This window comes from Staphylococcus sp. IVB6214, from assembly GCF_025558585.1.
In the GTDB taxonomy this organism is placed as follows: domain Bacteria; phylum Bacillota; class Bacilli; order Staphylococcales; family Staphylococcaceae; genus Staphylococcus.
In genome coordinates, this window is record NZ_CP094723.1 from 688,873 (window position 1) to 713,505 (window position 24,633).

Below are 24,633 nucleotides of genomic sequence, written 5' to 3' on the forward strand. Positions count from 1 at the left end.
CGAAAAACGAACAAAACACGTAAATTATTTGTAAATTTAACGATAAAGTTCGATTTTTGCGTTGAAATCTGCATGTACTATTGTTATGCTATACCTGTAATATACAACTAAAACGATTCTGATTTCAAATTTTTGAAAGGGTGTTCATATTGAAAGTTGCTGTCATAATGGGAAGTTCTTCAGATTGGGATATTATGCGTGAAGCATGCGACATGTTAACAACCTTTGATATTCCGTATGATAAGAAGGTTGTTTCTGCACATCGTACGCCACACATGATGGTTGAATTCGCAACGAAAGCACGTGAAAATGGCTACTCGGCAATTATTGCTGGCGCAGGGGGTGCAGCACACTTACCGGGCATGGTTGCTTCAATGACAACATTGCCAGTCATCGGCGTTCCTATTGAATCTAAAAGTTTGAAAGGTCTTGATTCTTTATTATCAATTGTTCAAATGCCAGGTGGTATACCGGTGGCAACAACAGCAATTGGCAAGGCTGGAGCAAAAAATGCGGGAATATTGGCGGCACGTATGATAGGAATGACAGACCATCGAGTACAGAAGAAGCTTGAAATTTATGAAGCATCATTGATTGAGAAAGTTGAGGCGATGCAAGATGACCTTCGATAAGTTAAAAATAGGTCAAACAATTGGCATTATTGGTGGCGGACAGCTTGGGAAGATGATGGCACAATCAGCACAAAAAATGGGATTTCGTGTCGTTGTGTTAGATCCGGATGAAACATGTCCTTGCCAATATGTGGCACATCAATTTATACATGCTGCGTATGATGATATGGAAGCGCTAGAAAGACTTGGACATTTATCAGATGTGGTTACGTATGAATTTGAAAATATTGATGCACAGCAATTAAAGGCTTTGACGCATTCGTATCATGTACCACAAGGTGACCAAGCGATAACAATACTGCAAGATCGCTTAGCAGAGAAAACATCATTAAATGATGCAGGTGTGAAGGTCGTTCCGTTCAGGCATGTACCAAACGTTGAAGCGTTGGACGACGTTGTCACATCACTCGGTTATCCATTTATTTTGAAAACACGTTTTGGTGGTTACGACGGAAAAGGACAATTGCTCGTGCGTTCTCATAAAGATATAGATGAAGCCTATGAATTAGTAAAAAAACAAGAATGTGTGGCAGAACAATTTTTAACTTTAGAACGTGAAGTGTCATTGACGGCGACAGTAGGGAATAATGCGCAGATTGTATATTTCCCACTTCAAGAAAACGAACACCGAGACCAAATTCTTTTCAAAACAATCGTACCATCTCGGATTGATCAAACGACGGCAGCACGACAAGAGATAGAAAAGATAACACAAGCTATTCACTTCGTTGGAACGTTTACTGTCGAATTTTTCATCGATAAGTCAGGTGCATTGTACGTGAATGAAATTGCGCCAAGGCCGCACAATTCAGGACATTATTCAATTGAAGCGTGTGACTATTCGCAGTTTGATACGCATATCTTGGCAGTGACAGGCCATGATTTGCCGAAAGAGATTGCGCTATTAAAACCAGCTGTGATGATGAATTTACTTGGAAAGGATCTCGATGCATTAGAGTCACAGTTTGATGCACACCCAGAGTGGCATGTTCATATTTATGGCAAGGAAGTACGTAAACCTGCACGTAAGATGGGACACATGACGATATTGACAGATGATACAACGAAGACAGAGCAAGCGATGTTGACATTATTTGAAGGGAGAAACGACTAAGATGAGTCTTTTATACGAAGGTAAAGCAAAACGTATATATGATACAGATGAGCCGAATACTGTGAGAGTTGAATATAAGGATGAAGTGACAGCAGGCAACGGTGCAAAAAAAGATAAAATGACGGGTAAAGGCCGTTTAAATAATCAAATTACTGCACGTATTTTTGAATGTTTAAATGAACAAGGTATTGACAGTCACTTTATACGCCAAATTTCAGAAACAGAACAACTGGTTAAAACCGTTGATATTATCCCTCTAGAAGTCGTCGTGCGCAACATTGCGGCAGGATCTATTACAAAAAGACTCGGGTTCGAGAAAGGGCATTCGTTTGACCAACCGCTCGTCGAGTTCTTCTACAAAAATGACGACTTGAATGACCCACTGATTACAGATGATCATATCCGACTTCTGCACATTGCAACGACAGATGAAATTCAACAATTGAAACAACAAGCATTACAAGTCAATAAAGCTTTAGTTCAACTCATGGATCAGATGGGTTTATCACTCGTTGATTTTAAAATAGAGTTTGGTAAAGATTCGGCGGGGGCAATCCTATTAGCTGATGAGATTTCACCAGATACATGTCGCATTTGGGATAAGGAAACAAAAGAAAACTTCGATAAAGATGTTTACCGTGAAGACACCGGTTCACTAATCGACACATATCAAGCATTTTTAACAAAATTGGAGGCATTATAAATTATGAAAACAATCGAGTTACACATCACATTACAACCACAAGTTTTAGATACACAAGGACAAGCATTAACACGCGCAGTGCATGACTTAGGTTACGAACAAGTAAATGATATCCGTGTAGGGAAAGTACTCTATCTCACAGTGGATGAAGCATCAGATGAAGCAGTACACAATGTTGTGACAACACTGAGTGAAAAACTATTTGCGAACACGGTGATTGAAGAATATAGCTATCATGTTTTGGATGAAAAGGAGAATGCATAATATGAAATTCGCTGTCCTCAGATTCCCAGGATCAAACTGCGATAGAGATATGTATAACGCAGCAATCAAAGCGGGAGTAGATGCAGAATATGTTGATTATCGAGAAACGTCATTAGATGGATTTGATGGTGTGTTGATACCTGGTGGTTTTTCATTCGGTGATTATTTGAGATCAGGTGCCGTTGCGGCCGTCGCACCAGTGATTGAAGAAGTAAAACGTTTGGCTGATGAAGACAAACCTGTACTGGGTGTCTGCAATGGGTTCCAAATATTGACAGAAATTGGCTTATTACCAGGTGCCTTATTACACAACGACTCTCACTTATTTGTTAGCCGTAACGAGTCACTCACAATCGTGAATAATGATACACCTTTTACATCGCTTTATGATGCGGGTGAAACAGTTGTATACCCAGTTGCACATGGTGAAGGGCATTACTATTGTACAGATGAAATTTATAAAGAATTGGTCGATAATAATCAAATTATTTTGAAATATCAGGATAATCCTAATGGCTCACATGATGATATTGCAGGTATCATCAACAAGCGTGGCAATGTGTGTGGTATGATGCCACATCCAGAACGTGCATTAGAGCAAATATTAGGAACAGACAGTGGTGTGAAATTATTTGAATCTATGGTGAAAAGCTGGAGGGAACAAAATGCCTAAATTTTTAGAACCAACTGCAGACGACATTAAAAATGAGAAAATTTATCGTGAAATGGGATTGAGTGATGCGGAGTTTGAAAAAGTAGAAGAAATTTTAGGAAGACAGCCAAATTATACAGAAACAGGTATTTTCTCTGTAATGTGGAGTGAACATTGTTCTTACAAGCATTCAAAACCATTTTTAAAGCAATTTCCAACAACAGGTGAACATGTTTTGATGGGACCGGGAGAAGGTGCAGGCGTCGTTGATATCGGCGATAACCAAGCGGTTGTGTTCAAGGTTGAATCACATAACCATCCATCTGCGATTGAACCATATCAAGGTGCTGCGACAGGTGTCGGCGGTATTATTCGTGACATCGTATCAATTGGTGCACGTCCAATTAATTTATTAAATAGTTTGCGTTTTTGTGAATTGACGGAAAAAACAAATCGCCGCTTATTGCGTGGTGTCGTTGCAGGTATCGGTGGCTACGGTAACTGTATTGGTATTCCAACGACTGCAGGTGAAATTGAATTTGATGACCGTTATGACGGCAATCCACTTGTCAATGCGATGTGTGTAGGTGTCATTGATCACGATATGATTCAAAAAGGGCTTGCACAAGGTGTTGGTAACTCAGTGATTTACGTTGGTTTGAAAACTGGTCGTGACGGCATTCATGGTGCAACATTTGCATCGGAAGAACTCACAGAAGAAAGTGAAAGCAAACGACCATCTGTACAAATCGGCGATCCATTTGTAGGTAAAAAATTGATGGAGGCAACACTTGAAGCGATCACATACCCAGAACTTGTGGGTATTCAAGATATGGGAGCGGCTGGTTTAACGTCATCATCATCTGAAATGGCTGCAAAAGGTGGCAGTGGTATTCATCTACAACTCGAAAAAGTACCTGTACGTGAAGTAGGTATCTCTCCATATGAAATGATGCTTTCTGAAACACAAGAACGCATGTTGTTAGTTGTAGAGAAAGGTACGGAACAAAAGTTTTTAGATTTATTTGATAAGCATGAGTTGGATAGTGCAGTTATCGGTGAAGTAACTGATACAGATCGCTTTGTTTTAACTTATGAAGGAGAAGTATTCGCAGATATTCCTGTCAAACCGTTAGACCATGAAGCACCTGTATATGTGTTAGAAGGCGAACCATTAAAACATGATCAGCCAGCTAATGATTATAGTGGCATTGATGTTGAAGAGGTATTTGATCGTTTGTTGACACATCCGACAATTGCTTCAAAACAATATTTGTATCGCCAATATGATCAACAAGTTGGAGCAAATACGATTGTTAAGCCAGGTCTGCAAGCGTCTGTTGTACGTGTGGAAGGTACGAACAAAGCGGTTGCGTCTACGATTGATGGTGAGGCACGTTATGTGTTTAATGATCCATACGAGGGTGGCAAAATGGTTGTGGCAGAAGCATATCGTAATATAATCGCAGTAGGGGCAAAACCACTTGCGATGACGGATTGCTTGAACTACGGTTCACCTGAAAAGAAACATATTTATCAACAGCTCATTGATTCGACACGTGGTATGGCAGAAGCATGTAATGTGTTAGAAACACCTGTTGTTTCAGGTAACGTGTCACTTTATAACGAAACACGTACATCATCTATCTTCCCAACGCCTGTTGTCGGAATGGTTGGACTGATTGAAGATATTGATTACCTTCGTGACTTTGCGCCAACACCTGGTGACAAAGTGTATGTGGTAGGTGAAACAACAGACAGCTTTGGTGGTAGCCAAATTGAGAAACTATTACATGGTGACGTAAATCATGAAACAGAAACAGTAGATTTGACAGAAGAGGCAGCAAAGGGTGAAGCAATTCGTGAAGCGGTAAGAGCTGGTGTACTTTCGCATGTACAAACAGTCGGAAAAGGTGGTTTGCTCATCACATTGGCACGTATGAGTGCATTCTACAATTTAGGGTTAGATGCGACAGTTGACCTGAGCAATGCACAGCTTTTTAGTGAGACACAAGGTCGATACGTCGTTGTTGTGAAAGAAGGCGAAACATTCACGCACGATAATGCCGTTGAAATTGGAACACTCACAGATAACGATGACTTTAAAGTAACAGCACAAAATAAAACATTACACCGTCGTACATCTGAATTGAAAGAAGCATGGGAAGGAGCAATCGAAGCATGTATGACATCCGTGGACTAAATGAAGAATGTGGTGTGTTTGGCATATGGAATCATCCTTACGCTGCGCATTTAACGTATCTGGCGCTACACAGTCTTCAACATCGCGGGCAAGAAGGTGCGGGTATCGTGTGCTCCAATGGTGAACAATTATTCGGTGCACGTGGTATGGGATTGCTTACCGAAGCTATATCAGATGAGCAACTCAAGTCGCTGGAAGGCTATCAGAGTGCAATCGGCCATGTCCGTTATGCAACGACAGGTGCCAGTGAAATTTCGAATGTACAGCCGTTTTTGTTCAAACATTCGAAAGGTGATTTAGGGTTGGCGCATAATGGGAACTTGACAAATGCGCACCAAATACGTCGTGCCATTGAATCAGAAGGTGGTATTTTTCAAACGACGAGCGATTCAGAAGTACTTGCCCATTTATTGATCAAGGGGAAGTCAAAACATATTAAAGCGAACCAAAAAGCAGCGTTAAATCAAGTGAAAGGTGCATTTAGTTGTGTCATATTAAATGAACAGCAATTAACAGCAACTCGTGATAACTGTGGTGTACGTCCACTTATGTTAGGGAAAGTAGACGGCGCATATTGTATTGCCAGCGAAACATGTGCCTTTACAGCGATTGGTGCAGAATATATTCGTGATATTGAGCCGGGAGAGTTGATTACATTCTCAGGTGACAACGACGTGGATTATGATTCATACACGCCCGACACGCATCAACATATGTGTGCTATGGAATATATTTACTTCGCACGACCTGACTCTGAGTTTCAAAAGCATTCGATTTATCAAGTTCGTAAAGCATTAGGACGTCAGTTGGCAAAAGAAATGGGGATTGAAGCGGATATCGTGATTGGTGTTCCGGACTCTTCATTACAAGCTGCGAAAGGTTTTTCAGAAGAGACGGGAATTCCGAATGAACAAGGTTTGCTAAAAAATCGATATATAGGCCGAACGTTCATTACACCTGATCAAACCGTACGTGAGAGACAAGTACGTATGAAACATTCACCTATTCGTGATGTTGTAGAAGGCAAGCGTGTGGTTGTTATTGATGATTCGATTGTACGTGGAACAACGAGTAAATATATTGTAAAAGCATTGAAGTCTGCGGGGGCACGCGAAGTACATATGGGTATTTCATCACCACCGTTAAAAAATCCTTGTTATTACGGTATTGACGTTTCCACACATGCAGAACTTATGGCAGCCCAATATTCTGTTGAAACGATTAAAGACATGATTGGTGCAGACTCATTAACGTATCTATCTGTTGAAGGCATGCATGATGTCTTCAAACAATATGGTTCAAAAGGGGAATGCAATGCTTGTTTTACAGGAAACTACCCAATAGAAATTGTCGATAATCTATTACCAGAAGTTAAAGAATTGAAAAGAAGAGGAGTGTAGTCAATGGCTGAGTCATATAAACAAGCCGGTGTTGATATTGAAGCAGGGTATGAAGCAGTGAAACAAATGTCAAGTCACGTAGAACGTACGATGCGTCGAGAAGTTTTAGGAGGACTCGGAGGCTTTGGTGCTACGTTCGATCTTTCGCAACTGAACATGAAAGCGCCAGTACTTGTATCAGGCACAGATGGTGTTGGAACAAAATTAAAACTAGCCATTGATCATCATAAACATGACACAATTGGAATAGATGCGGTGGCAATGTGCGTCAATGATATTTTAACAACGGGTGCCGAACCACTTTATTTCCTAGATTATATTGCGACAAACAAAGTGGTACCAGAAGTCATTGCACAAATTGTCAAAGGAATTAGTGATGGTTGTGTCGAAACGAATACGGCTCTCATCGGTGGTGAAACAGCCGAGATGGGAGAGATGTATCATGAAGGTGAATATGATGTAGCAGGATTTGCCGTGGGCGCTGTCGAAAAAGAAGATTACATCGATGGCTCAGAAGTTAAAGGGGGTGATGTGGTGATTGGATTAGCCTCTCACGGGATTCACTCAAATGGCTTTAGCTTAGTACGTCGACTAATTGATCAATCAGGTATTGATGTTCATGAAAAATTTGACGGTGAACGTTCATATCTTGAAACATTTCTTACGCCAACAGCACTTTATGTAAAACCTGTATTAGCAGTTAAAGAGCAAGTGCGTATTAAAGCAATGACACATATAACAGGTGGCGGTTTTTATGAAAATATCCCTCGTGCTTTGCCAGAAGAAAAAACGGCTGTCATCGATATCACTTCATTCCCAACGCCTAAAGTGTTCGACTGGCTTCAAGAAGTAGGGCGTATTGATTTAGATGAAATGTATCACATTTTTAATATGGGCATTGGATATACATTAGTAGTCGATGCGGATGATGAAGAGCGTGTGCATGAAATTTTAAAAACGTTAAATATTGCAGCTTATTCAATTGGAACAATTACTGAAGAAGCAGCAGCGATTCGTTTGGTGGAGGCGTAAAAGTGGTTAAAATCGCAATTTTTGCATCAGGTTCTGGAACGAACTTTGATAACATCATGCAACATGTGGAAAAAGGGGTATTAAGCAATATTGAAGTGACGGCATTATATACAGATCAACCAACAGCACCATGTGTGCAACTTGGACAACAACATGGGTTACCGGTACATACTTATACGCCGAAATCCTATGTTGATAAACAAGTATATGAGCAAGAAGTGTTGAAACAATTAAAAACAGAACATGTGGAATGGATTGTGCTTGCAGGTTATATGCGTTTAATCGGTAATACGTTACTAGATGCGTATGAAGGTAAGATTTTAAATATTCACCCTTCACTTTTGCCGAAATATAAAGGTATCGATGCAATCGGTCAGGCGTTAAACAATGGGGAAATTGAAACGGGAACAACCGTTCATTATGTCGATGCAGGCATGGATACAGGACAAATTATTGCACAACGAACGTGTCCGATATATCAGGACGATACGAAAGCAGCATTAGAAGACCGCATTAAGCGTTTGGAATATGAATTATATCCAGAAGTCATAAAACAGATTATTCGATAAGGAGCTTGAAATAGGATGAAAAAAGCGATATTGAGCGTTTCTAATAAAACTGGTATTGCAACATTTGCGAAAAAACTTGTAGCAGAAGGTTTTGAATTGTACTCAACAGGTGGAACATACCGTGCGATTGAAGAAGCGGGTGTACCGGTGTCATCCGTTTCTGACTTAACACAGTTTGATGAAATTATGGATGGACGTGTCAAAACATTACATCCAGCGGTACATGGCGGTATTCTTGCAGATCGTGATAAACCTGAGCACCTTGAACAGTTAGCAGCACAAAATATTGATTTGATAGATATGGTTGTGGTGAACTTATATCCATTTCAAGAAACAGTCAAAAATCCAGATGTGACTGAAATGGACGCAATTGAGAATATTGATATTGGCGGACCAACAATGTTGCGTGCAGCTGCCAAGAATTTTAAACACGTTGTAACAATTGTAGATCCTGACGATTACGACGAAGTGATTTCAAGATTACAAGCGGATACATTGGATGAAGCCTACCGCAAAGCATTGATGATTAAGGTTTTTAAACATACATTTGAGTATGATCAGGCAATTACGAATTATTTTAGCGACAATGAAGAAGTGTTACGTTATGGTGAAAATCCACAACAAGCAGCGACATTTGTTCGCACGTCTCATGCGGCTAATACACTTGCAGGCGCAACACAACATCACGGCAAGCAGTTAAGTTATAACAATATTAAAGATGCAGATGCCGCACTAACATTGGTAAAACAATTTGAAGGGCCAGCGGCAGTGGCGGTGAAGCATATGAACCCGTGCGGTGTTGGAATCGGAGAAAACATTCACCAGGCGTATTTGAATGCATATGAAGCAGATAGTCAATCCATCTTTGGTGGAATTGTAGCATTAAACCGACCAGTAACACAGGCGTTAGCTGAATCATTGCACAGAATTTTCTTAGAAGTAGTCATTGCGCCAAGTTTTGAGAAGGAAGCATTGGCAGTACTGCAACAAAAGAAAAATATTCGTTTATTAGAAGTAGAAATGACGAGTGACGCATCTGAACAAGAATTTGTCTCTGTATCAGGTGGCTACCTTGTACAAGATAAAGATACATTTGATGTCCCACAATCTGAGATGAAGGTTGTAACAGATGTCGCCCCAACAGATGAGCAATGGGAAGCACTTCTTCTAGGCTGGAAAGTCGTAAAAGCTGTGAAGAGTAATGCAATTGTGTTAGCAAATAACAAGCAAACAGTGGGCGTTGGCGCAGGACAAATGAATCGTGTCGGGTCAGCAGAAATTGCAATTGAACGAGCGATTGAGATGAATGACAATGTTGTACTTGCATCAGATGGATTCTTCCCAATGGATGATACGGTCGAAACAGCAGCTAAAGCAGGGATTAAAGCGATTATTCAACCGGGTGGCTCAATTAAAGACCAAGATTCAATAGATATGGCGAATAAATATGGCATCGCAATGGTGACGACAGGTATGCGTCACTTCAAACATTAAGGAGGCAGTGCATATGAATATTTTAGTTGTCGGTGGCGGTGGCCGTGAACATGTCCTTGCCAAAAAGTTAAACCAATCACCACTTGTTGAACGTGTATTTGCTATTCCTGGCAATGATGCGATGGCGCATGTTGCTGAAGTACATGCAGAAATTGACGAAAATGAGCATGATAAAATTGTTGCCTTTGCAGAATCACACGGCGTATCATGGGTTGTCATTGGTCCAGAGCAACCTTTAACAGAAGGCCTTGCAGATCGATTGCGTGAAGCAGGTATCAAAGTATTTGGACCGAATAAAGCAGCAGCACAGATCGAAGGTTCAAAGTCCTTTGCAAAACAATTAATGGCAAAATATGACATTCCAACAGCTGATTATCAAGAAATCGATTCAAAAACAGAAGCACTTGCATATGTTGAACAATGTGATTTGCCAGTTGTGTTGAAAAAAGATGGCTTAGCAGCAGGGAAAGGTGTGATTATTGCCGAGACACGAGAAGCAGCTCGAGCGGCGGTTGAAACACTTTATTCTGAAGAAGTCGGTAAAGTGGTATTCGAGCAATTTTTACAAGGGGAAGAATTTTCTTTAATGACTTTCGTTAATGGAGATTACGCTGTCCCATTTGATACGATTGCGCAAGATCATAAGCGTGCCTATGACAATGATGAAGGGCCAAATACGGGTGGTATGGGGGCGTATTGTCCCGTACCACATATCGGTCAAGATGTTTTGGATGTTACGAATGAACGTATTGCACAACCGATTGCACGTGCGATGAAAGAAGAAGGGTATGACTTCTTCGGTTTACTCTATATCGGTGCAATTTTAACAGAAGAAGGACCGAAAGTAATTGAGTTTAACGCACGATTTGGTGATCCCGAAGCACAAGTATTACTGACACGTATGGAAAGTGACTTAATGGCACACATATTACAATTGAAAGCACGAGAGCCGATAGATATGCGATGGAAAGAAGAAGCGGTCGTTGGTGTCATGCTAGCATCAAAAGGATATCCAAACGCATATGAAAAAGGGGTTTCCGTGACAGGTTTTGAATCAGACTTAGATCATTATTTTGTCAGCGGCTTAAAGTATAATGGTACCCGTTATGTCAATGCGGGTGGGCGTGTCATATTAGCGATTGGAGAAGGTACTTCGATTGCAGAAGCACAGCGTGAAGCATATCAGCGTGTTGATCAAATAGAAAGTGATTGTTTATTTTATCGTAAAGATATAGCAAATAAAGCATTGTAATAGAAAAGATGATTCGGAAGTGGTAAGTTTTCGAATCATCTTTTTATGTCTATCGCATACATAAACGGGAAAGTATGCATGCCTTTTCATATCGTCGAGATCATGAAAACGCAATATATGCGGTTGCTTCAATGTTTAACGTGCATCTAAAATACCTGTGATTGGTAAATAATTGGCACTCATAAAAGCAAGTGCAATAAGCACGATGATAATGACAATTAACAAAATATCACGATAACTGAATGGAACATGGTAATAATATGTTCGCGTCCCATCGTGAAACCCTTTTTTCTCCATTGCGACAGAAAGGCGATGCGCTTTTCGGATATTTTGACTGAGTAGTGGAATCAAAAGATGTTTGAATCGCTTAAAACCACTGTAATTTTTATTGCTAATCATTTGGTAACGCATTTTAAGTGAATTACGCAATTGAAATACAGATTCGATCATCAATGGGATCATTCGAAAGGCTGCCATAAAGGCATAAGCAACTTTTGGTGGCACCTTCAAATGTTGCATTAAGCTATAAAAAATCATAATGACTTGCGATGTGAATGCAATCGATAAACCGAAGTAACTAATAACAATCGTTCTTAAGGAAAGGTGTAAACCTCTTACAAGGCTTTCAACACTAATTTTTACAAAACCAAATTCTAATAAAACACGTGTACCATTCCCATAAAAAATCATAAATAATGAAGATGTGAGTGCGAAGAAAGTTGCCATCGTTACAAATGATGCAACAACTTTCCATTTGGTTCCTGCTACACAGAGTAAAAATACAAGCATGAAAAGCGCCAAATACAACATCATATCAAAATTATGAATGAAGATGATAAAGAAGAAGAGTGCGACTGCTAGAAAGAGCTTCGTCACGATATTCACTTGATCCATAAACGTTCGACGTGTTTTCCACGATTCAATCATTTGTTGGCACCTCCACTTCGTACAATACACCGTCTAAAACTTCAAAATGACGTGATGGATAGCGTTCAATAATGTGAGAATCATGGGTAATCATGACAATCGTTTGCCCTTTTGCAATGCGTTCTTGGAATAACGTAATAAGTTTAAATGTATTATGGCTGTCTAAGCCGAATGTTGGTTCATCAAGTAAAATGACATCAGCATTCGTACTTAATGCCGTCGCAACACTTAAACGTCTTTTCTGACCCATCGAAAGTTCAAAAGGGTGTTGTTTAGATACATGTGCTAGATCGAGCAACTCCAACATAGCTGTCGTTTGTTCACCAGCACATTGTGAATCCATATAGTCGTAGTTCACAAAGATTTCATCGTATACGCTATTTTGAATAAATTGTAGTTCAGGATTTTGATATACCAAGTACATATAACTCGCAGCATCACGTACCTTTTTGAGTTTTTGATTATTCCATTGCATTGTTCCTTGGTAGGGGATGAGTTGCATCATCGACTCAAACAATGTAGTTTTGCCAGCACCATTTTTTCCTGTAATCGTTATCCATTGCCCTGGTGCTATTGTTAGATCAGGCACTTGGTAAAGTGTACGTCGACCTCTCTGTATGGCACCTTCTCGATAAGTAAAAAGAAATTTTTGTGATGACATATCATGTGCTTGTTTTGGAAGTGGAGCGGACGCCCATGCATTCGGGTGCCAAACGCCATATTCTGTCAATGTCTCTTCATAATTGGCTAATATCATATCTGGAGATCCTTGTTGTATGATTTGACCTTCATGATTCATAAGAACAACACGGTCAACATAATCCCATACATGTGCTACTTTATGTTCGACAATGAGTGCCGTTTGATCTGTCCATAAATCTTTGAGTAAGTCCCACAAATTCTGCGTTGCTTCAATGTCGAGCATCGCGGTAGGTTCATCTAAAAATAACGTATCAGCTTCCATGAGTAAGGTACCTGCAATTGCTAATTTTTGTTTCATTCCACCGCTTAGTTTGTTGATTGCTTGTTTAGGATTTACATCGAGCTGAACTTTGCTAAGTGCATCTTGAATGCGACGATCCATCTCGTCTTGTGGTACTTGTTGATTTTCTAATATAAATGCGAGTTCTTCATTCACTTGAGGCATACAGAACTGTGAATCAGGATCTTGAAAGATGACACCGGCATGATGCGCAACTTCTAAGTCATCATATTTCATTGGAAGATCAATGAGATCAGGGACGATGCCACTTAAGACGTTTAACAGTGTACTTTTACCAGACCCTGATGGTCCGAGTAAAAGTACTTTTTCTTTATCCTTTATTTCAATATCAAGACCATCAAATATTTTATGGTCAGTACTTGGATACTTTAAGCGTAAATTTTTTGCTTTAAGCAATGTCAGTTCTCTCCTTATAGTGAATCATAATCGTCTTTTGACGCAGGTCTGAATAATTTCGTGACACCGGTCTGATCGAGTGCTTTGACGAGATAATATGGGAAGGCACCCGCTAGAACAGCACCACTGATCATGCGGAAAACGATATACAAGATCAGATTCCACTGTGCGACTTCGCCTAAGTAACCATAGTACCAATCGATTGGTAAGCTGATAAGTGCAGCAGCAAGACCTGCTAAAACAGCGACCATAAATGCACGAGAACGATAACGGAATAAGGCGAATACGAGTTCACACGCAAGTCCTTGTAAAAGTGCATAGATAATCGTTGGAATATCGAAACGTCCCATCATAATTGTCTCACCTGCACCCGCTGCAAATTCAGCAAGTAAAGCAATCCCCATTTTAGGAATGATGAGATATGCAACAACCGCTGCTGCAAACCACATGCCGTATAAAAGTTGATCGATTTGTAAACCGAGTGGTTGGATAGTCTTTGTAACAACCCACCAAATGTTATACACCACACCGAAGATGACAGAAACTAAAACTGTCACAAGTATGTCTGACAATGTTAAGCCTTTTTTCATGGTAAAGAACCTCCTAATAATAAAAGACGCACATCCTGGAAATAGGGATGTGCGTCGATATATGAACAAAGCGCTAATGTTTATATTATGTAAGCAACTCAAAATAAGCGTGCTATTTATTGCCGCAAATATTACGTATAAACGAAACGTCGTACACTTTCCTCCGCTAGTATCACCTAGATCAGGTACAAAGGGTTTGAGGATATTCCTCATCTCAGTTCTCACACCCCTAGTGCGTGCGTATTTAATTGATATACACAATGTACATGTCTTACATTAAAAAGTCAAGAGACGAATCGCCTCTTGACATGATTTTGCTGATTAATCTAAAGTGCTTTGGATATCGTCTTTTGTTTTATCGATACCATCTTTTGCTTCTTGCGCTTTATCTTTTAATGTTTCTTCTTTTTCTTTTGCTTGCTCTGCAGCTTGTTTTAGATCTTTTTCTGACATCATAAAACACTCCTTCATTTATGTTGTTACTCTTCTATATCCATTCTATATTTTCTTAAACATCATTTGGAAAAATATTTATAAAGATGATATAAAATATTGGAAAGGGCTAAACATAACACATATGATGGAATGTATTGTCTTTGGGTGTTAAATCTTTCATACTAGAGACTGAAATTAATCAATTATCAAGACATAAGACAATTGTTCATATATAATAATTGTGAGGTGAGAGGATGTCCTTTTTTAACAAGTACACCGAAGTGATCTATTCCTATATTATAGGTGCGGTTGCGATATTGTTGAGTATCGTTATTTTTATCAATATTCCGCTCATTGAACAACTCAAATCAGGCAAACACCATGTGCCACAAATCCACAATGTATGGGATTTTATCATGGCGTTTTTTAATGAGATTATCCGTGTGATGAGTAAGTACATCGGAGACTTCCCACTCATTAGTGGACTTATCATTTTAGCATTCGGCGTTCTGCTGATTGTGATTGCACGTGTATTAACCAACACAACACGATTTGACTATGATATCTCGATGTTCTTTTTATTAATCGGTATCATTTTCTTTGTGCTTACACTGATTTTTATGTCACAAGTATACGGAATTTTGGCGTTTATTTTTGTTATTCCATTTTTAATGCATATTGGTTATATTACGTTTAAAGATGAACTGAATCCGTTACATCGTAAACAACATTATCTATGGCTAATTTTTGGATATGGAATGAGTTATTTATTTACACAATTAGCCTTATATTCAAGACTTGAAGCACGTGAAGTAGCACCGATCGATGTATTGAGTATCAATACATTTTTCGTAGTGTTGTGGTTACTCGGTCAGATGGCAATCTGGAACTTCTTATTTTTACGTCGTTCATTACCTGTTTTTCATGAACAATTGGATGAAGCTGCTAGTCAGTATTTAAGAAGTAAAAAGTATCAATACAGCGACCAATCTAAAGTGCAGTTTAAGGATATACAGAACCGTACATCTGAATTGACACAGGATATTACACATCGTACACGACGCAGTATTAATATTGAAAAGTTACGTAAAAAACGTGATTACATCAAAGAAAACTGGTTTGGTTGGGCGAAGTTAGAAGAAGATGATATTCCATCATTTTTACGCAAACGTCCAAAATGGTTTAAACGTGCACATGTGAATATAGCATGTGGTGTCATTCTATTGTTCTTCATACTACTAGAATTTAACAATCGTAATGCATTGTTCGCTTCTGGAGATTGGCAATTATCGCAAACACAGTATGTCTATGAATGGATTAGTTTATTACTCTTATTGTTTATTGCGATCGCCTATATCGTAACGACGATTACATTCATGCTAAGAGGAAAGCATTACTATATTCAACTCTTTATGATCAGCATTCTGTTCTTTAAGTTGATGACAGAGTATGTTGTAATTCTCTTTCATGGTTTATTATTGTCGATATTTATTACGCCAATCCTTGTACTGATGCTTATCCCAGCTATCGTTGCATTTGTACTACAATTACGTCAACCAGCTATAAAAGAATAGGAATATTGAGAGTGAGAGCATTGTCTCTCGCTCTTTTTGTTTATAAGGCATACGAGGAAACGACGCCAAAATCGATTTCTGTCAGACTCCCGTGTTAAGATAGAAAAGAACTAATCAAGGAAAGGCTGATAAAATGAAAACAGCAATTTTAAATAGTGGGAAAGAAGCGAAATATTTCAATGGCTATCCGTTGATTGAAGAAGAAGATATCTATCAACAGAGCGCACTGAAAAGTGGTGATCTGTTCCATTTGAAAACGGACAAAGGTATGTATATCGCAACAGGTTATGTCGGTCATCAGCATAAAGGACTCGGATGGGTGTTATCATATAATGCGGATGAAGAGATCAATCAACAGTTTTTTGAACGGTTATTTGAAGCGGCAAAACAAGAACGTGAATATTATTATCACATTGATGGGACGAATGCTTTTCGTTTATTCAACGGAGAAGGAGATGGTGTCGGTGGTTTAACAATTGATCATTATAATGGACACCTGTTGATTCAGTGGTACTCACAAGGCATCTATGCATTTCGTGATGACATCATCTCTGCCATGACACAAGTATTTGAATACACATCTATTTATGAAAAAACACGTTTTAAAGATGCGGATATTCAAGGTGGTTTTGTGATAGGTGAGGCACCTGAATTTCCAATTATTATCGAGGAAAACTTTACTTTCTACAATGTGCATCTTGATGATGGCCCAATGACCGGTATTTTCTTAGATCAGAAAGAAGTACGTAAAAAGATTCGTGATTATTACAGTGCAGAACGACAAGTGTTGAATTTGTTCAGTTATACAGGTGCATTTTCGGTTATAGCAGCTGGACAAGCAGAACAAACGACAAGCGTTGATTTAGCAAATCGTTCACGTCCAATGACAGAAGAAAACTTTGGATTGAATGGAATCGATCCGAAGACACAATCACTATATGTAATGGATACATTTGATTATTTCAAATATGCAGAACGTCATCAGTTGTCGTATGACACGATTGTGATTGATCCCCCAAGTTTTGCGAGAAATAAAAAGAAAACATTCTCGGTCATGAAAGATTATGACAAGTTGATTGAGGGAGCATTACCGATATTAAAAGAACACGGTACGCTTGTTTTAAGTACGAACCACAGTATGTATACATTAAAAGCTTTCAAGAATATGATCAAAAAAACACTTTCTGATAAGGGTATCAATTACCAAATTGATGAAGTAATGGGATTGCCAAAAGACTTCAAAACACATCCACACTACAAACCATCTAAATATTTAAAAGTCGTTTTTGTCACATTGATGGATTAAATGATGGAGAAAAGGGTATAAGATAACGTCTTATACGAGAAAGGTGGATGAACGATGAAATTTACAAATAAAATCACAGAAGTAGTTGGAAATAAAGTATTAAAGATTGAAAAAATCGAGAATAAAAATATTTTACCAAACAATCAGGAAGAGGTGGCAGAACGCCGTAAACAAGCAGAAAACATCGTCAAAAAGAAAGCGATGTTATCGTCAGGGGCAACAATTGTACCGATTCCAGGATTTGACTTTGGTGTAGATATGAAGTTGATGAAAGATATTATTGAAGATATCAACAAATTGTATGGTTTAGATCATAAGCAAGTGAACAGAATGAGTGATGACATGAAAGATCGTATTGTTATGGCGGCTGGTATGCAAGGAAGCCAATTGATTGGGAAAAAAGTTTCGGATGGTTTGATGAAAGTTTTAATTCGAGATGTAGCCAAAAGAACTGCCGCAAAACAAACAAGATGGTTCCCAATTGTCGGACAAGCGGTTTCTGCATCTCTAAGTTATTACTTTATGAATAAGGTAGGAAAAGATCACATTCAGAAATGTGAGAATGTTGTCAAGTCACTTTTGTAAATTGTTCGATAATTTGTAAAAAAACGGTGGAGTCGCGACATGATAGTGGTTTCACAATTGAATTTAATTGTTAATTTTGGTAATGTTAAGGCATGTAGCGAAGTTAAATAGCTTATGCTAAAAATAAAAGAAATAGAAGGAGTAAGATGTAAGATGGAACAACAATCATATGTAATTATTGACGAAACAGGAATTCACGCACGTCCAGCGACTATGCTAGTACAAACTGCTTCAAAATTTGAATCAGATGTACAATTAGAATACAATGCAAAAAAAGTAAACTTAAAATCAATCATGGGTGTTATGAGCTTAGGTGTTGGTAAAGACGCTGAAATTACAATTTACGCAGATGGTAGCGACGAAAAAGAAGCAATTGCAGCAATTACTGAAGTGTTATCAAAAGAAGGTTTAACAAAATAATGTCAACATTAAATAAGGGAATTGCAGCTTCTGAGGGTGTTGCTATTGCCAAAGCGTATATGCTCGTAGAACCCGATTTAAGTTATAGTCAAGAGACAACAGAAGATCCATCTGGTGAGGTTCAAAAATTCAATAACGCATTAAACAATGCCAAAATTGAATTAACAAAGATTAGAAATAATGCGGAAGAACAATTAGGGCCAGACAAGGCCGCTATTTTCGATGCGCATTTATTAGTATTAGATGATCCAGAATTAATCAACCCTATTGAAAGCATGATCAAAGATGATAAAGCAAGTGCACCACACGCATTAACAGCTGTGACGCAAAACTTTATTACTATTTTTGAATCTATGGATAATGAGTATATGAAAGAGCGTGCAGCGGATATCCGTGATGTTTCTAAGCGTGTACTCGCACATATTTTAGGTGTTGAATTACCAAATCCAAGTATCATTGATGAAAGTGTTGTTATCGTTGCGCACGATTTAACACCTTCTGATACTGCACAATTGAACAAGCAATATGTGCAAGGATTTGTTACGAATATCGGTGGCCGTACATCGCATTCAGCGATTATGAGTCGCTCATTAGAAATTCCGGCCGTTGTTGGAACAAAAACAATTACAGAATCTGTAAAACAAGGCGACATGATTATTGTGGATGGATTAACAGGTGATGTCATTATCAACCCATCACAAGATGAAGTACGTGCGTATCAACAAAAACGTGATATGTACTTTGAAGATCGTGAAGCATTGAAACAACTTCGTGATGAACCATCAACGACAATTGATGGTAAACATGTTGAGTTAGCCGCTAACATTGGTACACCAAACGACTTAGAAGGTGTTAAAAATAACGGTGCAGAAGGCATCGGCCTATATCGTACAGAGTTCTTGTACATGGGTCGTGACAACATGCCAACTGAAGATGAGCAATTCGAAGCTTACAAAAAGGTATTAGAAGAAATGGACGGCAAGCGTGTTGTTGTACGTACGCTTGATATCGGTGGAGATAAGGAGTTACCATACTTAAATCTACCTGAAGAAATGAACCCATTCTTAGGATATCGTGCGATTCGTTTATGCTTAGATCAACCGGATATTTTCCGTCCACAATTGCGTGCATTATTACGTGCATCTGTATACGGTAAATTGAACATTATGTTCCCAATGGTTGCGACGGTTCAAGAGTTCCGTGATGCGAAAGCATTATTACTGGAAGAGAAAGAAAACTTGAAAAACGAAGGTGTGGAAGTGAGCGATGATATCGAATTAGGTATCATGGTTGAAATCCCATCAACTGCAGCATTAGCTGATATTTTCGCAAAAGAAGTTGATTTCTTCAGTATCGGTACAAATGATTTAATCCAATACACAATGGCAGCTGACCGTATGTCTGAACGTGTATCATACCTATATCAACCATACAATCCATCAATTTTACGCTTAGTGAAACAAGTCATCGATGCGTCTCACAAAGAAGGTAAATGGACAGGTATGTGTGGTGAAATGGCTGGCGATGAAACGGCGATTCCATTATTACTTGGTTTAGGATTAGATGAGTTCTCAATGAGCGCAACATCTATCTTAAAAGCACGCCGTCAAATTAAAGGTTTAAGCACAACTGAGATGACGCAATTAGCTGATCGTGCGATGAACTGTGCGACAGTTGATGAAGTAATCACACTTGTGAATGATGCTACTGCGAAAGCATAGTCATATGACAAAAACCTGAGATGAGTTAATCATCTCAGGTTTTTTGGTTATTTACAGGCCTAATGTTTGGTTCAGCTTGTCCATGTCAACTTGATAAATTGGTTCATCGTCAAGTAGAATAAATGGTGTCGCAAAGGCGTCATGCGCAATCATCTCATTGCGGTATGTGGCGTCTTTAATGTTTCGTTCTTCAAAAGCAACATTGTGTTCTGTTAAGTAATTTTTAACAAATGTACAGGGTGGGCAATCATTTTGTGTATAGATAATTACATTCGTCATAGTGCACCTCATATCATTTTTTTGAATCAATGAAGATAATTTAGCACAGATAATAAAAGGACGTCAATTGATGTTGCTTAATCATCATATAATACTTTAAAACACAAATTCACGTGGATCGTTGCATATAGATCAGCTTGCCATAAAAACAGTGATTAAATAGAATGACGTATATGATAGGGAAAGAGATAAAAAATCTCGACATATGAACTGCTAAAATAGTAACCACATTTGACAAGTTGATACTCAGGGTGGAAAATAAATATGTTCTATAAACTACGTATCCCATGAAAGGGATAAACAACAAAAAGTAATGCCCAGTTTTTAAAAATATGTACATAAATGATGGAGGTTCTATCATGGATAAAGAATATGTAGTAATTGGTTTAGGTCGTTTCGGTGGAAGTATCGTTCGTGAATTGAATGCATTAGATATGGATGTTATGGCAATTGACAAAGACGAGCATCGTGTTGATGAATATAGTGATATTGCAACTCATGCGGTCGTTGCAGATACAACAGATGAGGCAGTGATGAGAAGTCTAGGGATCCGTAACTTCGACCATGTTATTGTGTCTATTGGAGAAAATATACAGGCGAGTACGTTGACAACACTTATTTTGAAAGAACTGGGTGTTAAAAAAGTTACAGCGAAAGCACAAAATGACTATCATGCGAAGATTCTAAATAAAATCGGTGCAGATACAGTGGTACATCCGGAACGTGATATGGGACGCCGTATTGCACATAATGTAGCGAGTGCAACCGTATTAGACTATCTCGAACTATCAGATGAGCATTCAATTGTTGAGATGAAAGCAACGGAATCAATGGCCGGTAAGACCTTGATTGACTTAGACATTCGTGCACAATACGGTATCAATATTATTGCTATTAAACGCCGCAAAGAAATTATCGTATCCCCTGATCCAGATTTGGCATTGGAATTTGACGATATCTTGATTATGATTGGACATGACAATGATTTGACACGTTATGAAAAGAAAATAGCACATTAAAACATAAAGAAAGCGGTCAAACTCTATCAGTAGGGGATGACCGCTTTCTTTATATCTATTTCGTTTCATTAACTTTCATTATAACTGGTAAAATCATTGGTTTACGTGCCGTTTGTTCATAGAGATACGGCTGTAACGTTTCGATAATGGATGATTTTACTTGATGCCATTGAATATCAGGTTGTTGATTTAACTTCTGGATAACTTCTTGTTTGATCTTCTTCTGTGCATCGTAAATCAATTGTCCAGATTCACGCATATAAACAAATCCACGTGAAATAATGTCTGGACCTGATAATAACTTGTTCGTATTGAAGTCAATGCTGACAACCACAATGACAAGACCTTCTTCAGATAGTAGTTTACGGTCACGAATAACGACGTTACCAATGTCTCCGATACCACTACCGTCAACAAGTACATTGCCAGAAGGAATACGTCCTGCTGTACGTGCAGAATCACGTGTAAGTGCAAGTACATCGCCAATATCATGAATGAATACATTCTCTTCTTTTACGCCACAGTCAACACCAGTTTGACCGTGTGCCACGAGCATACGATACTCACCGTGAATCGGTAAGAAATATTTCGGGCGAATAAGGCGTAACATCAATTGTTGGTCACCTTGAGAACCGTGACCTGACGTATGGATGTTAGAGATTTTACTATGAATGACTTCAGCACCTGCTTGATATAGTGCATTGATTGTGCGGTTGATACTCTTCGTATTACCTGGAATAGGTGATGAACTAAATACAACCGTGTCTTCTGGGATGATTTTGATTTGTTTATGTGTACCGTTCGCAATACGTGAAAGTGCTGCCATCGGTTCACCTTGAGATCCCGTACATAAAATCAATAATTCGTGCTTTGGAATACTGTTGATTTTGCTTGGTTCTACAAATGTCTCAGGGGGTGCTTTAATATAACCCAGTTCTGTTCCAATCTTAATGTTGTTTTCCATTGAACGACCAAACGTCACAATTTTTCGGTTATATTTCACTGCAGCTTCAACGGCTTGTTGCACACGATAAATATTTGATGCAAACGTTGCGAAGATGATACGTCCTGTACAGTTTCGGAATATCTTATCTACGTTTTGGCCGACTTCACGTTCACTGAGTGTAAAGTCTGGAACGAGAGAGTTAGTAGAGTCAGATAGTAGGCAAAGGACGCCTTCATCACCGAGTTGCGCCATCTTCGACATATTGGCAGGTGCACCAACTGGTGTGAAGTCGAACTTAAAGTCACCTGTGTGTACGATTTTACCTTCGGGTGTGTCAACAATGACACCATAAGCTTCAGGAATACTATGCGTCGTTAAATAAAAGCTTACTTTAAAGTGCTTAGATTCAATAACACTGTCCTCTGTAATCTCATTTAAAGAAGCAGTACGCAATAGTTTATGTTCTTCCAACTTGTTGCGGATTAAACCTAATGCAAGCGGACCACTATAAATAGGTACATTAATCTTTTTTAACAGGTAGGGCACACCACCGATATGATCTTCGTGACCATGTGTGATAACGAGTCCCACAATTTTATCTTGGTTTTGTTCAAGATACGTGTAATCAGGAATGACATAGTCAATCCCTAATAGATTATCGTCAGGGAACTTAATACCTGCATCAATGATTAAGATTTCATCCTTATATTCAACGGCATAAGTGTTCTTACCAACCTCACCTAAACCGCCAAGGGCATATACGCCAACCTCATTCTTTTGAAGTTGTTTCATTATTCTGCGCGCTCCACATTAAAGTGTTCTGATTGCTGTTCATATTCTAAATGTGCGCCCTCTAATTTAGTTATGAATTCAATGTTATAGTTACGCTCTTTCAAGAAGCGGCGTACTTGTTCTTCTGTTTGTGCTTCAACATATGTTGATTGTGTGTTTTCACGAACAATCACTTCATCACGATTATGTTGATAAAATACTTTAAAAATTGCCATTAATAAATGCCTCCTAAATATTACTTTGTTTATATTTGTGACAACTATACGATAACTTTACTAAATACGTTCTGTATAGAATGTAAGCATAAATAAAAAATATGAATCGAATGAATGTCAAACCGCTGTTTAACAGAATTCAATTCATGGTTTACGATCATACCGTTGTCGTATGCTGTCGATCATTCAATTCCGTACTTGATGTGCGAGAGTTAGATAACTGATACATTGAGTACTAAACCTCGACCCAGTTAGTTTTATTTTACATGAACTTAGCCAATAAATAAAGCAGAATGTAAGAAAAGTAAATACATAGGAAAGGAAACGTTTATAAATCTATGAATGCCACGTTGTATTTATATAAAAGTAGGGTATATAAGAAGTAGGATGAGATATCATCAAAAGCAGGATTTCGGCAGAACTGTCACGATTTGAATAAAATAGAGAAAGTAATTTTGTTTATCGCTTAGTTCTGCTCAAATCCAAAGCGTTGTAGTCTAGACTTGTGACGAGCGCTTATACTTCAATGGCACCTTCACGAGGTGTAAGTGGGTTTTCTTTGTCGATATGATCATAAAACATTACGCCATTCAAGTGGTCGAGCTCATGTTGGAAGACAATTGCAGCGTAACCACTTAGACGATAACTCACTTCATTGCCGTCAATATCGAAGCCCTTTAATGTAATGCGATGATGGCGATGCACGAGGCCAGGAATATCTTCATCCACGCTCAAGCAACCTTCACCAGTTGGTAGGTATGCATCTTGTACACTGTGGCTGGCGATTTTGGGATTGACAATACCGAGATCATAAGACTTGCCATTGCCATCATCTGGGAGATAAACGGCAAACATACGTTTAGGTACGTTGATTTGCGGTGCAGCAAGTCCGACACCACTGCGCAGTTGGTATTTTTCAATCATTTCAGGGTCTTGACTGTTATGCAAAAATTCTTGCATATCTAATAGTGTTTGTCTTTCTTCTTCTGTGAGTGGAAATGTAAGTGCTTCTGCCTTTTGACGAAGCGTTGGATGTCCATCACGTATAATATCTTTCATTGTTAACATATTGACACCTTCCTTATGTAACAATATATCAAAAATCTGTCT

At 38.7% G+C, this 24,633-nt stretch carries 25 protein-coding genes and 1 riboswitch; of the genes, 17 read left to right on the forward strand and 8 right to left on the reverse strand.

The window, feature by feature from the left end; genetic code table 11:
* Positions 1 to 149: 149 nt before the first annotated feature.
* From purE to purD, 11 genes are read left to right on the forward strand one after another with little or no spacing between them, the layout of a single operon-like run.
* Positions 150 to 632, forward strand: a complete 483-nt coding sequence (purE, locus tag MUA51_RS03310) for a 5-(carboxyamino)imidazole ribonucleotide mutase (RefSeq protein ID WP_262560450.1) — start codon at positions 150 to 152, stop codon at positions 630 to 632.
* The gene (purK, locus tag MUA51_RS03315; protein WP_262560451.1) at positions 619 to 1,746 is read left to right on the forward strand and encodes a 5-(carboxyamino)imidazole ribonucleotide synthase; all 1,128 of its coding nucleotides are present in this window, start codon (positions 619 to 621) and stop codon (positions 1,744 to 1,746) included. Before purE ends, purK begins: the two co-directional genes overlap by 14 nt.
* Position 1,747: 1 nt before the next feature.
* Entirely contained in the window at positions 1,748 to 2,449 is a 702-nt protein-coding gene (gene purC, locus MUA51_RS03320) for a phosphoribosylaminoimidazolesuccinocarboxamide synthase (protein ID WP_262560452.1), read from the forward strand.
* Between the two features lie 3 nt (positions 2,450 to 2,452).
* Positions 2,453 to 2,713 carry a phosphoribosylformylglycinamidine synthase subunit PurS gene (gene purS, locus MUA51_RS03325; RefSeq protein WP_262560453.1) on the forward strand — a complete coding sequence of 87 codons (261 nt, stop codon included), beginning with the start codon at positions 2,453 to 2,455 and terminating at the stop codon, positions 2,711 to 2,713.
* Between the two features lies 1 nt (position 2,714).
* A complete protein-coding gene (purQ, locus tag MUA51_RS03330; protein WP_262560454.1) occupies positions 2,715 to 3,386 on the forward strand; it encodes a phosphoribosylformylglycinamidine synthase subunit PurQ in 672 nt (223 codons plus the stop codon).
* A complete protein-coding gene (purL, locus tag MUA51_RS03335; RefSeq protein ID WP_262560455.1) occupies positions 3,379 to 5,568 on the forward strand; it encodes a phosphoribosylformylglycinamidine synthase subunit PurL in 2,190 nt (729 codons plus the stop codon). The genes purQ and purL overlap by 8 nt, the downstream gene beginning before the upstream one ends.
* Positions 5,547 to 6,968 carry an amidophosphoribosyltransferase gene (purF, locus tag MUA51_RS03340; protein ID WP_262560456.1) on the forward strand — a complete coding sequence of 474 codons (1,422 nt, stop codon included), beginning with the start codon at positions 5,547 to 5,549 and terminating at the stop codon, positions 6,966 to 6,968. The genes purL and purF overlap by 22 nt, the downstream gene beginning before the upstream one ends.
* Positions 6,969 to 6,971: 3 nt before the next feature.
* Positions 6,972 to 8,000, forward strand: a complete 1,029-nt coding sequence (gene purM / locus MUA51_RS03345) for a phosphoribosylformylglycinamidine cyclo-ligase (RefSeq protein ID WP_262560457.1) — start codon at positions 6,972 to 6,974, stop codon at positions 7,998 to 8,000.
* 2 nt (positions 8,001 to 8,002) lie between these two features.
* Positions 8,003 to 8,569, forward strand: a complete 567-nt coding sequence (purN, locus tag MUA51_RS03350; RefSeq protein ID WP_262560458.1) for a phosphoribosylglycinamide formyltransferase — start codon at positions 8,003 to 8,005, stop codon at positions 8,567 to 8,569.
* Between the two features lie 15 nt (positions 8,570 to 8,584).
* Positions 8,585 to 10,063 (forward strand): bifunctional phosphoribosylaminoimidazolecarboxamide formyltransferase/IMP cyclohydrolase, encoded by a 1,479-nt coding sequence (gene purH, locus MUA51_RS03355; protein ID WP_262560459.1) that lies wholly within the window; start codon positions 8,585 to 8,587, stop codon positions 10,061 to 10,063.
* 13 nt (positions 10,064 to 10,076) lie between these two features.
* Complete coding sequence (gene purD / locus MUA51_RS03360; protein ID WP_262560460.1) at positions 10,077 to 11,315, forward strand: phosphoribosylamine--glycine ligase; 1,239 nt, start codon at positions 10,077 to 10,079, stop codon at positions 11,313 to 11,315.
* Positions 11,316 to 11,450: 135 nt separating this feature from the next.
* Here the strand turns inward: purD and MUA51_RS03365 are convergent, their stop codons facing one another.
* The 4 genes from MUA51_RS03365 to graF form a co-directional block, all read right to left on the reverse strand.
* Positions 11,451 to 12,242, reverse strand: coding sequence for an energy-coupling factor transporter transmembrane component T family protein (locus MUA51_RS03365; protein ID WP_262560461.1), 792 nt, complete (start codon positions 12,240 to 12,242; stop codon positions 11,451 to 11,453).
* Positions 12,235 to 13,641, reverse strand: coding sequence for an ABC transporter ATP-binding protein (locus tag MUA51_RS03370; RefSeq protein ID WP_262560462.1), 1,407 nt, complete (start codon positions 13,639 to 13,641; stop codon positions 12,235 to 12,237). The genes MUA51_RS03365 and MUA51_RS03370 overlap by 8 nt, the downstream gene beginning before the upstream one ends.
* Before the next feature lie 14 nt (positions 13,642 to 13,655).
* The gene (locus tag MUA51_RS03375; RefSeq protein WP_262560463.1) at positions 13,656 to 14,231 is read right to left on the reverse strand and encodes an ECF transporter S component; all 576 of its coding nucleotides are present in this window, start codon (positions 14,229 to 14,231) and stop codon (positions 13,656 to 13,658) included.
* Between the two features lie 141 nt (positions 14,232 to 14,372).
* Positions 14,373 to 14,472: riboswitch (TPP riboswitch) on the reverse strand.
* An 80-nt stretch (positions 14,473 to 14,552) separates the two neighbouring features.
* A complete protein-coding gene (graF, locus tag MUA51_RS03380) occupies positions 14,553 to 14,684 on the reverse strand; it encodes a glycopeptide resistance-associated protein GraF (RefSeq protein WP_481906514.1) in 132 nt (43 codons plus the stop codon).
* Positions 14,685 to 14,920: 236 nt separating this feature from the next.
* Here graF and auxA point away from each other — a divergent pair, with 236 nt between their 5' ends.
* The 5 genes from auxA (at position 14,921) to ptsP (ending at position 20,272) form a co-directional block, all read left to right on the forward strand.
* Positions 14,921 to 16,240 (forward strand): lipoteichoic acid stability factor AuxA, encoded by a 1,320-nt coding sequence (gene auxA / locus MUA51_RS03385; RefSeq protein ID WP_262560465.1) that lies wholly within the window; start codon positions 14,921 to 14,923, stop codon positions 16,238 to 16,240.
* A gap of 133 nt (positions 16,241 to 16,373) precedes the next feature.
* Positions 16,374 to 17,546 carry a class I SAM-dependent rRNA methyltransferase gene (locus tag MUA51_RS03390; protein ID WP_262560466.1) on the forward strand — a complete coding sequence of 391 codons (1,173 nt, stop codon included), beginning with the start codon at positions 16,374 to 16,376 and terminating at the stop codon, positions 17,544 to 17,546.
* Positions 17,547 to 17,600: 54 nt separating this feature from the next.
* Positions 17,601 to 18,131, forward strand: coding sequence for a DUF697 domain-containing protein (locus MUA51_RS03395; RefSeq protein ID WP_262560467.1), 531 nt, complete (start codon positions 17,601 to 17,603; stop codon positions 18,129 to 18,131).
* A gap of 153 nt (positions 18,132 to 18,284) precedes the next feature.
* Positions 18,285 to 18,551 carry a phosphocarrier protein HPr gene (locus MUA51_RS03400; RefSeq protein WP_095116095.1) on the forward strand — a complete coding sequence of 89 codons (267 nt, stop codon included), beginning with the start codon at positions 18,285 to 18,287 and terminating at the stop codon, positions 18,549 to 18,551.
* The gene (gene ptsP, locus MUA51_RS03405; RefSeq protein WP_262560468.1) at positions 18,551 to 20,272 is read left to right on the forward strand and encodes a phosphoenolpyruvate--protein phosphotransferase; all 1,722 of its coding nucleotides are present in this window, start codon (positions 18,551 to 18,553) and stop codon (positions 20,270 to 20,272) included. Before MUA51_RS03400 ends, ptsP begins: the two co-directional genes overlap by 1 nt.
* 51 nt (positions 20,273 to 20,323) lie before the next feature.
* Here the strand turns inward: ptsP and MUA51_RS03410 are convergent, their stop codons facing one another.
* A complete protein-coding gene (locus MUA51_RS03410) occupies positions 20,324 to 20,551 on the reverse strand; it encodes a glutaredoxin family protein (RefSeq protein ID WP_262560469.1) in 228 nt (75 codons plus the stop codon).
* A gap of 359 nt (positions 20,552 to 20,910) precedes the next feature.
* Between MUA51_RS03410 and MUA51_RS03415 the strand changes: the two genes are divergently transcribed.
* The gene (locus MUA51_RS03415; RefSeq protein ID WP_262560470.1) at positions 20,911 to 21,570 is read left to right on the forward strand and encodes a potassium channel family protein; all 660 of its coding nucleotides are present in this window, start codon (positions 20,911 to 20,913) and stop codon (positions 21,568 to 21,570) included.
* 55 nt (positions 21,571 to 21,625) lie between these two features.
* Here the strand turns inward: MUA51_RS03415 and rnjA are convergent, their stop codons facing one another.
* The 3 genes from rnjA to def form a co-directional block, all read right to left on the reverse strand.
* Positions 21,626 to 23,308 carry a ribonuclease J1 gene (gene rnjA / locus MUA51_RS03420; protein ID WP_262560471.1) on the reverse strand — a complete coding sequence of 561 codons (1,683 nt, stop codon included), beginning with the start codon at positions 23,306 to 23,308 and terminating at the stop codon, positions 21,626 to 21,628.
* Complete coding sequence (locus MUA51_RS03425) at positions 23,308 to 23,523, reverse strand: DNA-dependent RNA polymerase subunit epsilon (RefSeq protein ID WP_095116104.1); 216 nt, start codon at positions 23,521 to 23,523, stop codon at positions 23,308 to 23,310. The genes rnjA and MUA51_RS03425 overlap by 1 nt, the downstream gene beginning before the upstream one ends.
* A gap of 516 nt (positions 23,524 to 24,039) precedes the next feature.
* Positions 24,040 to 24,591: a peptide deformylase gene (gene def / locus MUA51_RS03430; protein ID WP_262560472.1), complete on the reverse strand. Its 552-nt coding sequence runs from the start codon at positions 24,589 to 24,591 to the stop codon at positions 24,040 to 24,042.
* Positions 24,592 to 24,633 lie beyond the last annotated feature (42 nt).

What these genes read in the sequence shown, in the direction of transcription:
- purL (WP_262560455.1), top strand. Translation starts at nt 3,379, where the DNA reads ATGCCTAAATTTTTAGAACCAACTGCAGACGACATTAAAAATGAGAAA.
- MUA51_RS03425 (WP_095116104.1), bottom strand. Translation starts at nt 23,523, where the DNA reads ATGGCAATTTTTAAAGTATTTTATCAACATAATCGTGATGAAGTGATT.
- MUA51_RS03365 (WP_262560461.1), bottom strand. Translation starts at nt 12,242, where the DNA reads ATGATTGAATCGTGGAAAACACGTCGAACGTTTATGGATCAAGTGAAT.
- MUA51_RS03400 (WP_095116095.1), top strand. Translation starts at nt 18,285, where the DNA reads ATGGAACAACAATCATATGTAATTATTGACGAAACAGGAATTCACGCA.
- auxA (WP_262560465.1), top strand. Translation starts at nt 14,921, where the DNA reads ATGTCCTTTTTTAACAAGTACACCGAAGTGATCTATTCCTATATTATA.
- graF (WP_481906514.1), bottom strand. Translation starts at nt 14,684, where the DNA reads ATGTCAGAAAAAGATCTAAAACAAGCTGCAGAGCAAGCAAAAGAAAAA.
- MUA51_RS03375 (WP_262560463.1), bottom strand. Translation starts at nt 14,231, where the DNA reads ATGAAAAAAGGCTTAACATTGTCAGACATACTTGTGACAGTTTTAGTT.
- purH (WP_262560459.1), top strand. Translation starts at nt 8,585, where the DNA reads ATGAAAAAAGCGATATTGAGCGTTTCTAATAAAACTGGTATTGCAACA.
- def (WP_262560472.1), bottom strand. Translation starts at nt 24,591, where the DNA reads ATGTTAACAATGAAAGATATTATACGTGATGGACATCCAACGCTTCGT.
- purQ (WP_262560454.1), top strand. Translation starts at nt 2,715, where the DNA reads ATGAAATTCGCTGTCCTCAGATTCCCAGGATCAAACTGCGATAGAGAT.
- MUA51_RS03415 (WP_262560470.1), top strand. Translation starts at nt 20,911, where the DNA reads ATGGATAAAGAATATGTAGTAATTGGTTTAGGTCGTTTCGGTGGAAGT.
- MUA51_RS03395 (WP_262560467.1), top strand. Translation starts at nt 17,601, where the DNA reads ATGAAATTTACAAATAAAATCACAGAAGTAGTTGGAAATAAAGTATTA.
- purC (WP_262560452.1), top strand. Translation starts at nt 1,748, where the DNA reads ATGAGTCTTTTATACGAAGGTAAAGCAAAACGTATATATGATACAGAT.
- purD (WP_262560460.1), top strand. Translation starts at nt 10,077, where the DNA reads ATGAATATTTTAGTTGTCGGTGGCGGTGGCCGTGAACATGTCCTTGCC.
- MUA51_RS03410 (WP_262560469.1), bottom strand. Translation starts at nt 20,551, where the DNA reads ATGACGAATGTAATTATCTATACACAAAATGATTGCCCACCCTGTACA.
- MUA51_RS03390 (WP_262560466.1), top strand. Translation starts at nt 16,374, where the DNA reads ATGAAAACAGCAATTTTAAATAGTGGGAAAGAAGCGAAATATTTCAAT.
- purF (WP_262560456.1), top strand. Translation starts at nt 5,547, where the DNA reads ATGTATGACATCCGTGGACTAAATGAAGAATGTGGTGTGTTTGGCATA.
- purS (WP_262560453.1), top strand. Translation starts at nt 2,453, where the DNA reads ATGAAAACAATCGAGTTACACATCACATTACAACCACAAGTTTTAGAT.
- ptsP (WP_262560468.1), top strand. Translation starts at nt 18,551, where the DNA reads ATGTCAACATTAAATAAGGGAATTGCAGCTTCTGAGGGTGTTGCTATT.
- rnjA (WP_262560471.1), bottom strand. Translation starts at nt 23,308, where the DNA reads ATGAAACAACTTCAAAAGAATGAGGTTGGCGTATATGCCCTTGGCGGT.
- purK (WP_262560451.1), top strand. Translation starts at nt 619, where the DNA reads ATGACCTTCGATAAGTTAAAAATAGGTCAAACAATTGGCATTATTGGT.
- purM (WP_262560457.1), top strand. Translation starts at nt 6,972, where the DNA reads ATGGCTGAGTCATATAAACAAGCCGGTGTTGATATTGAAGCAGGGTAT.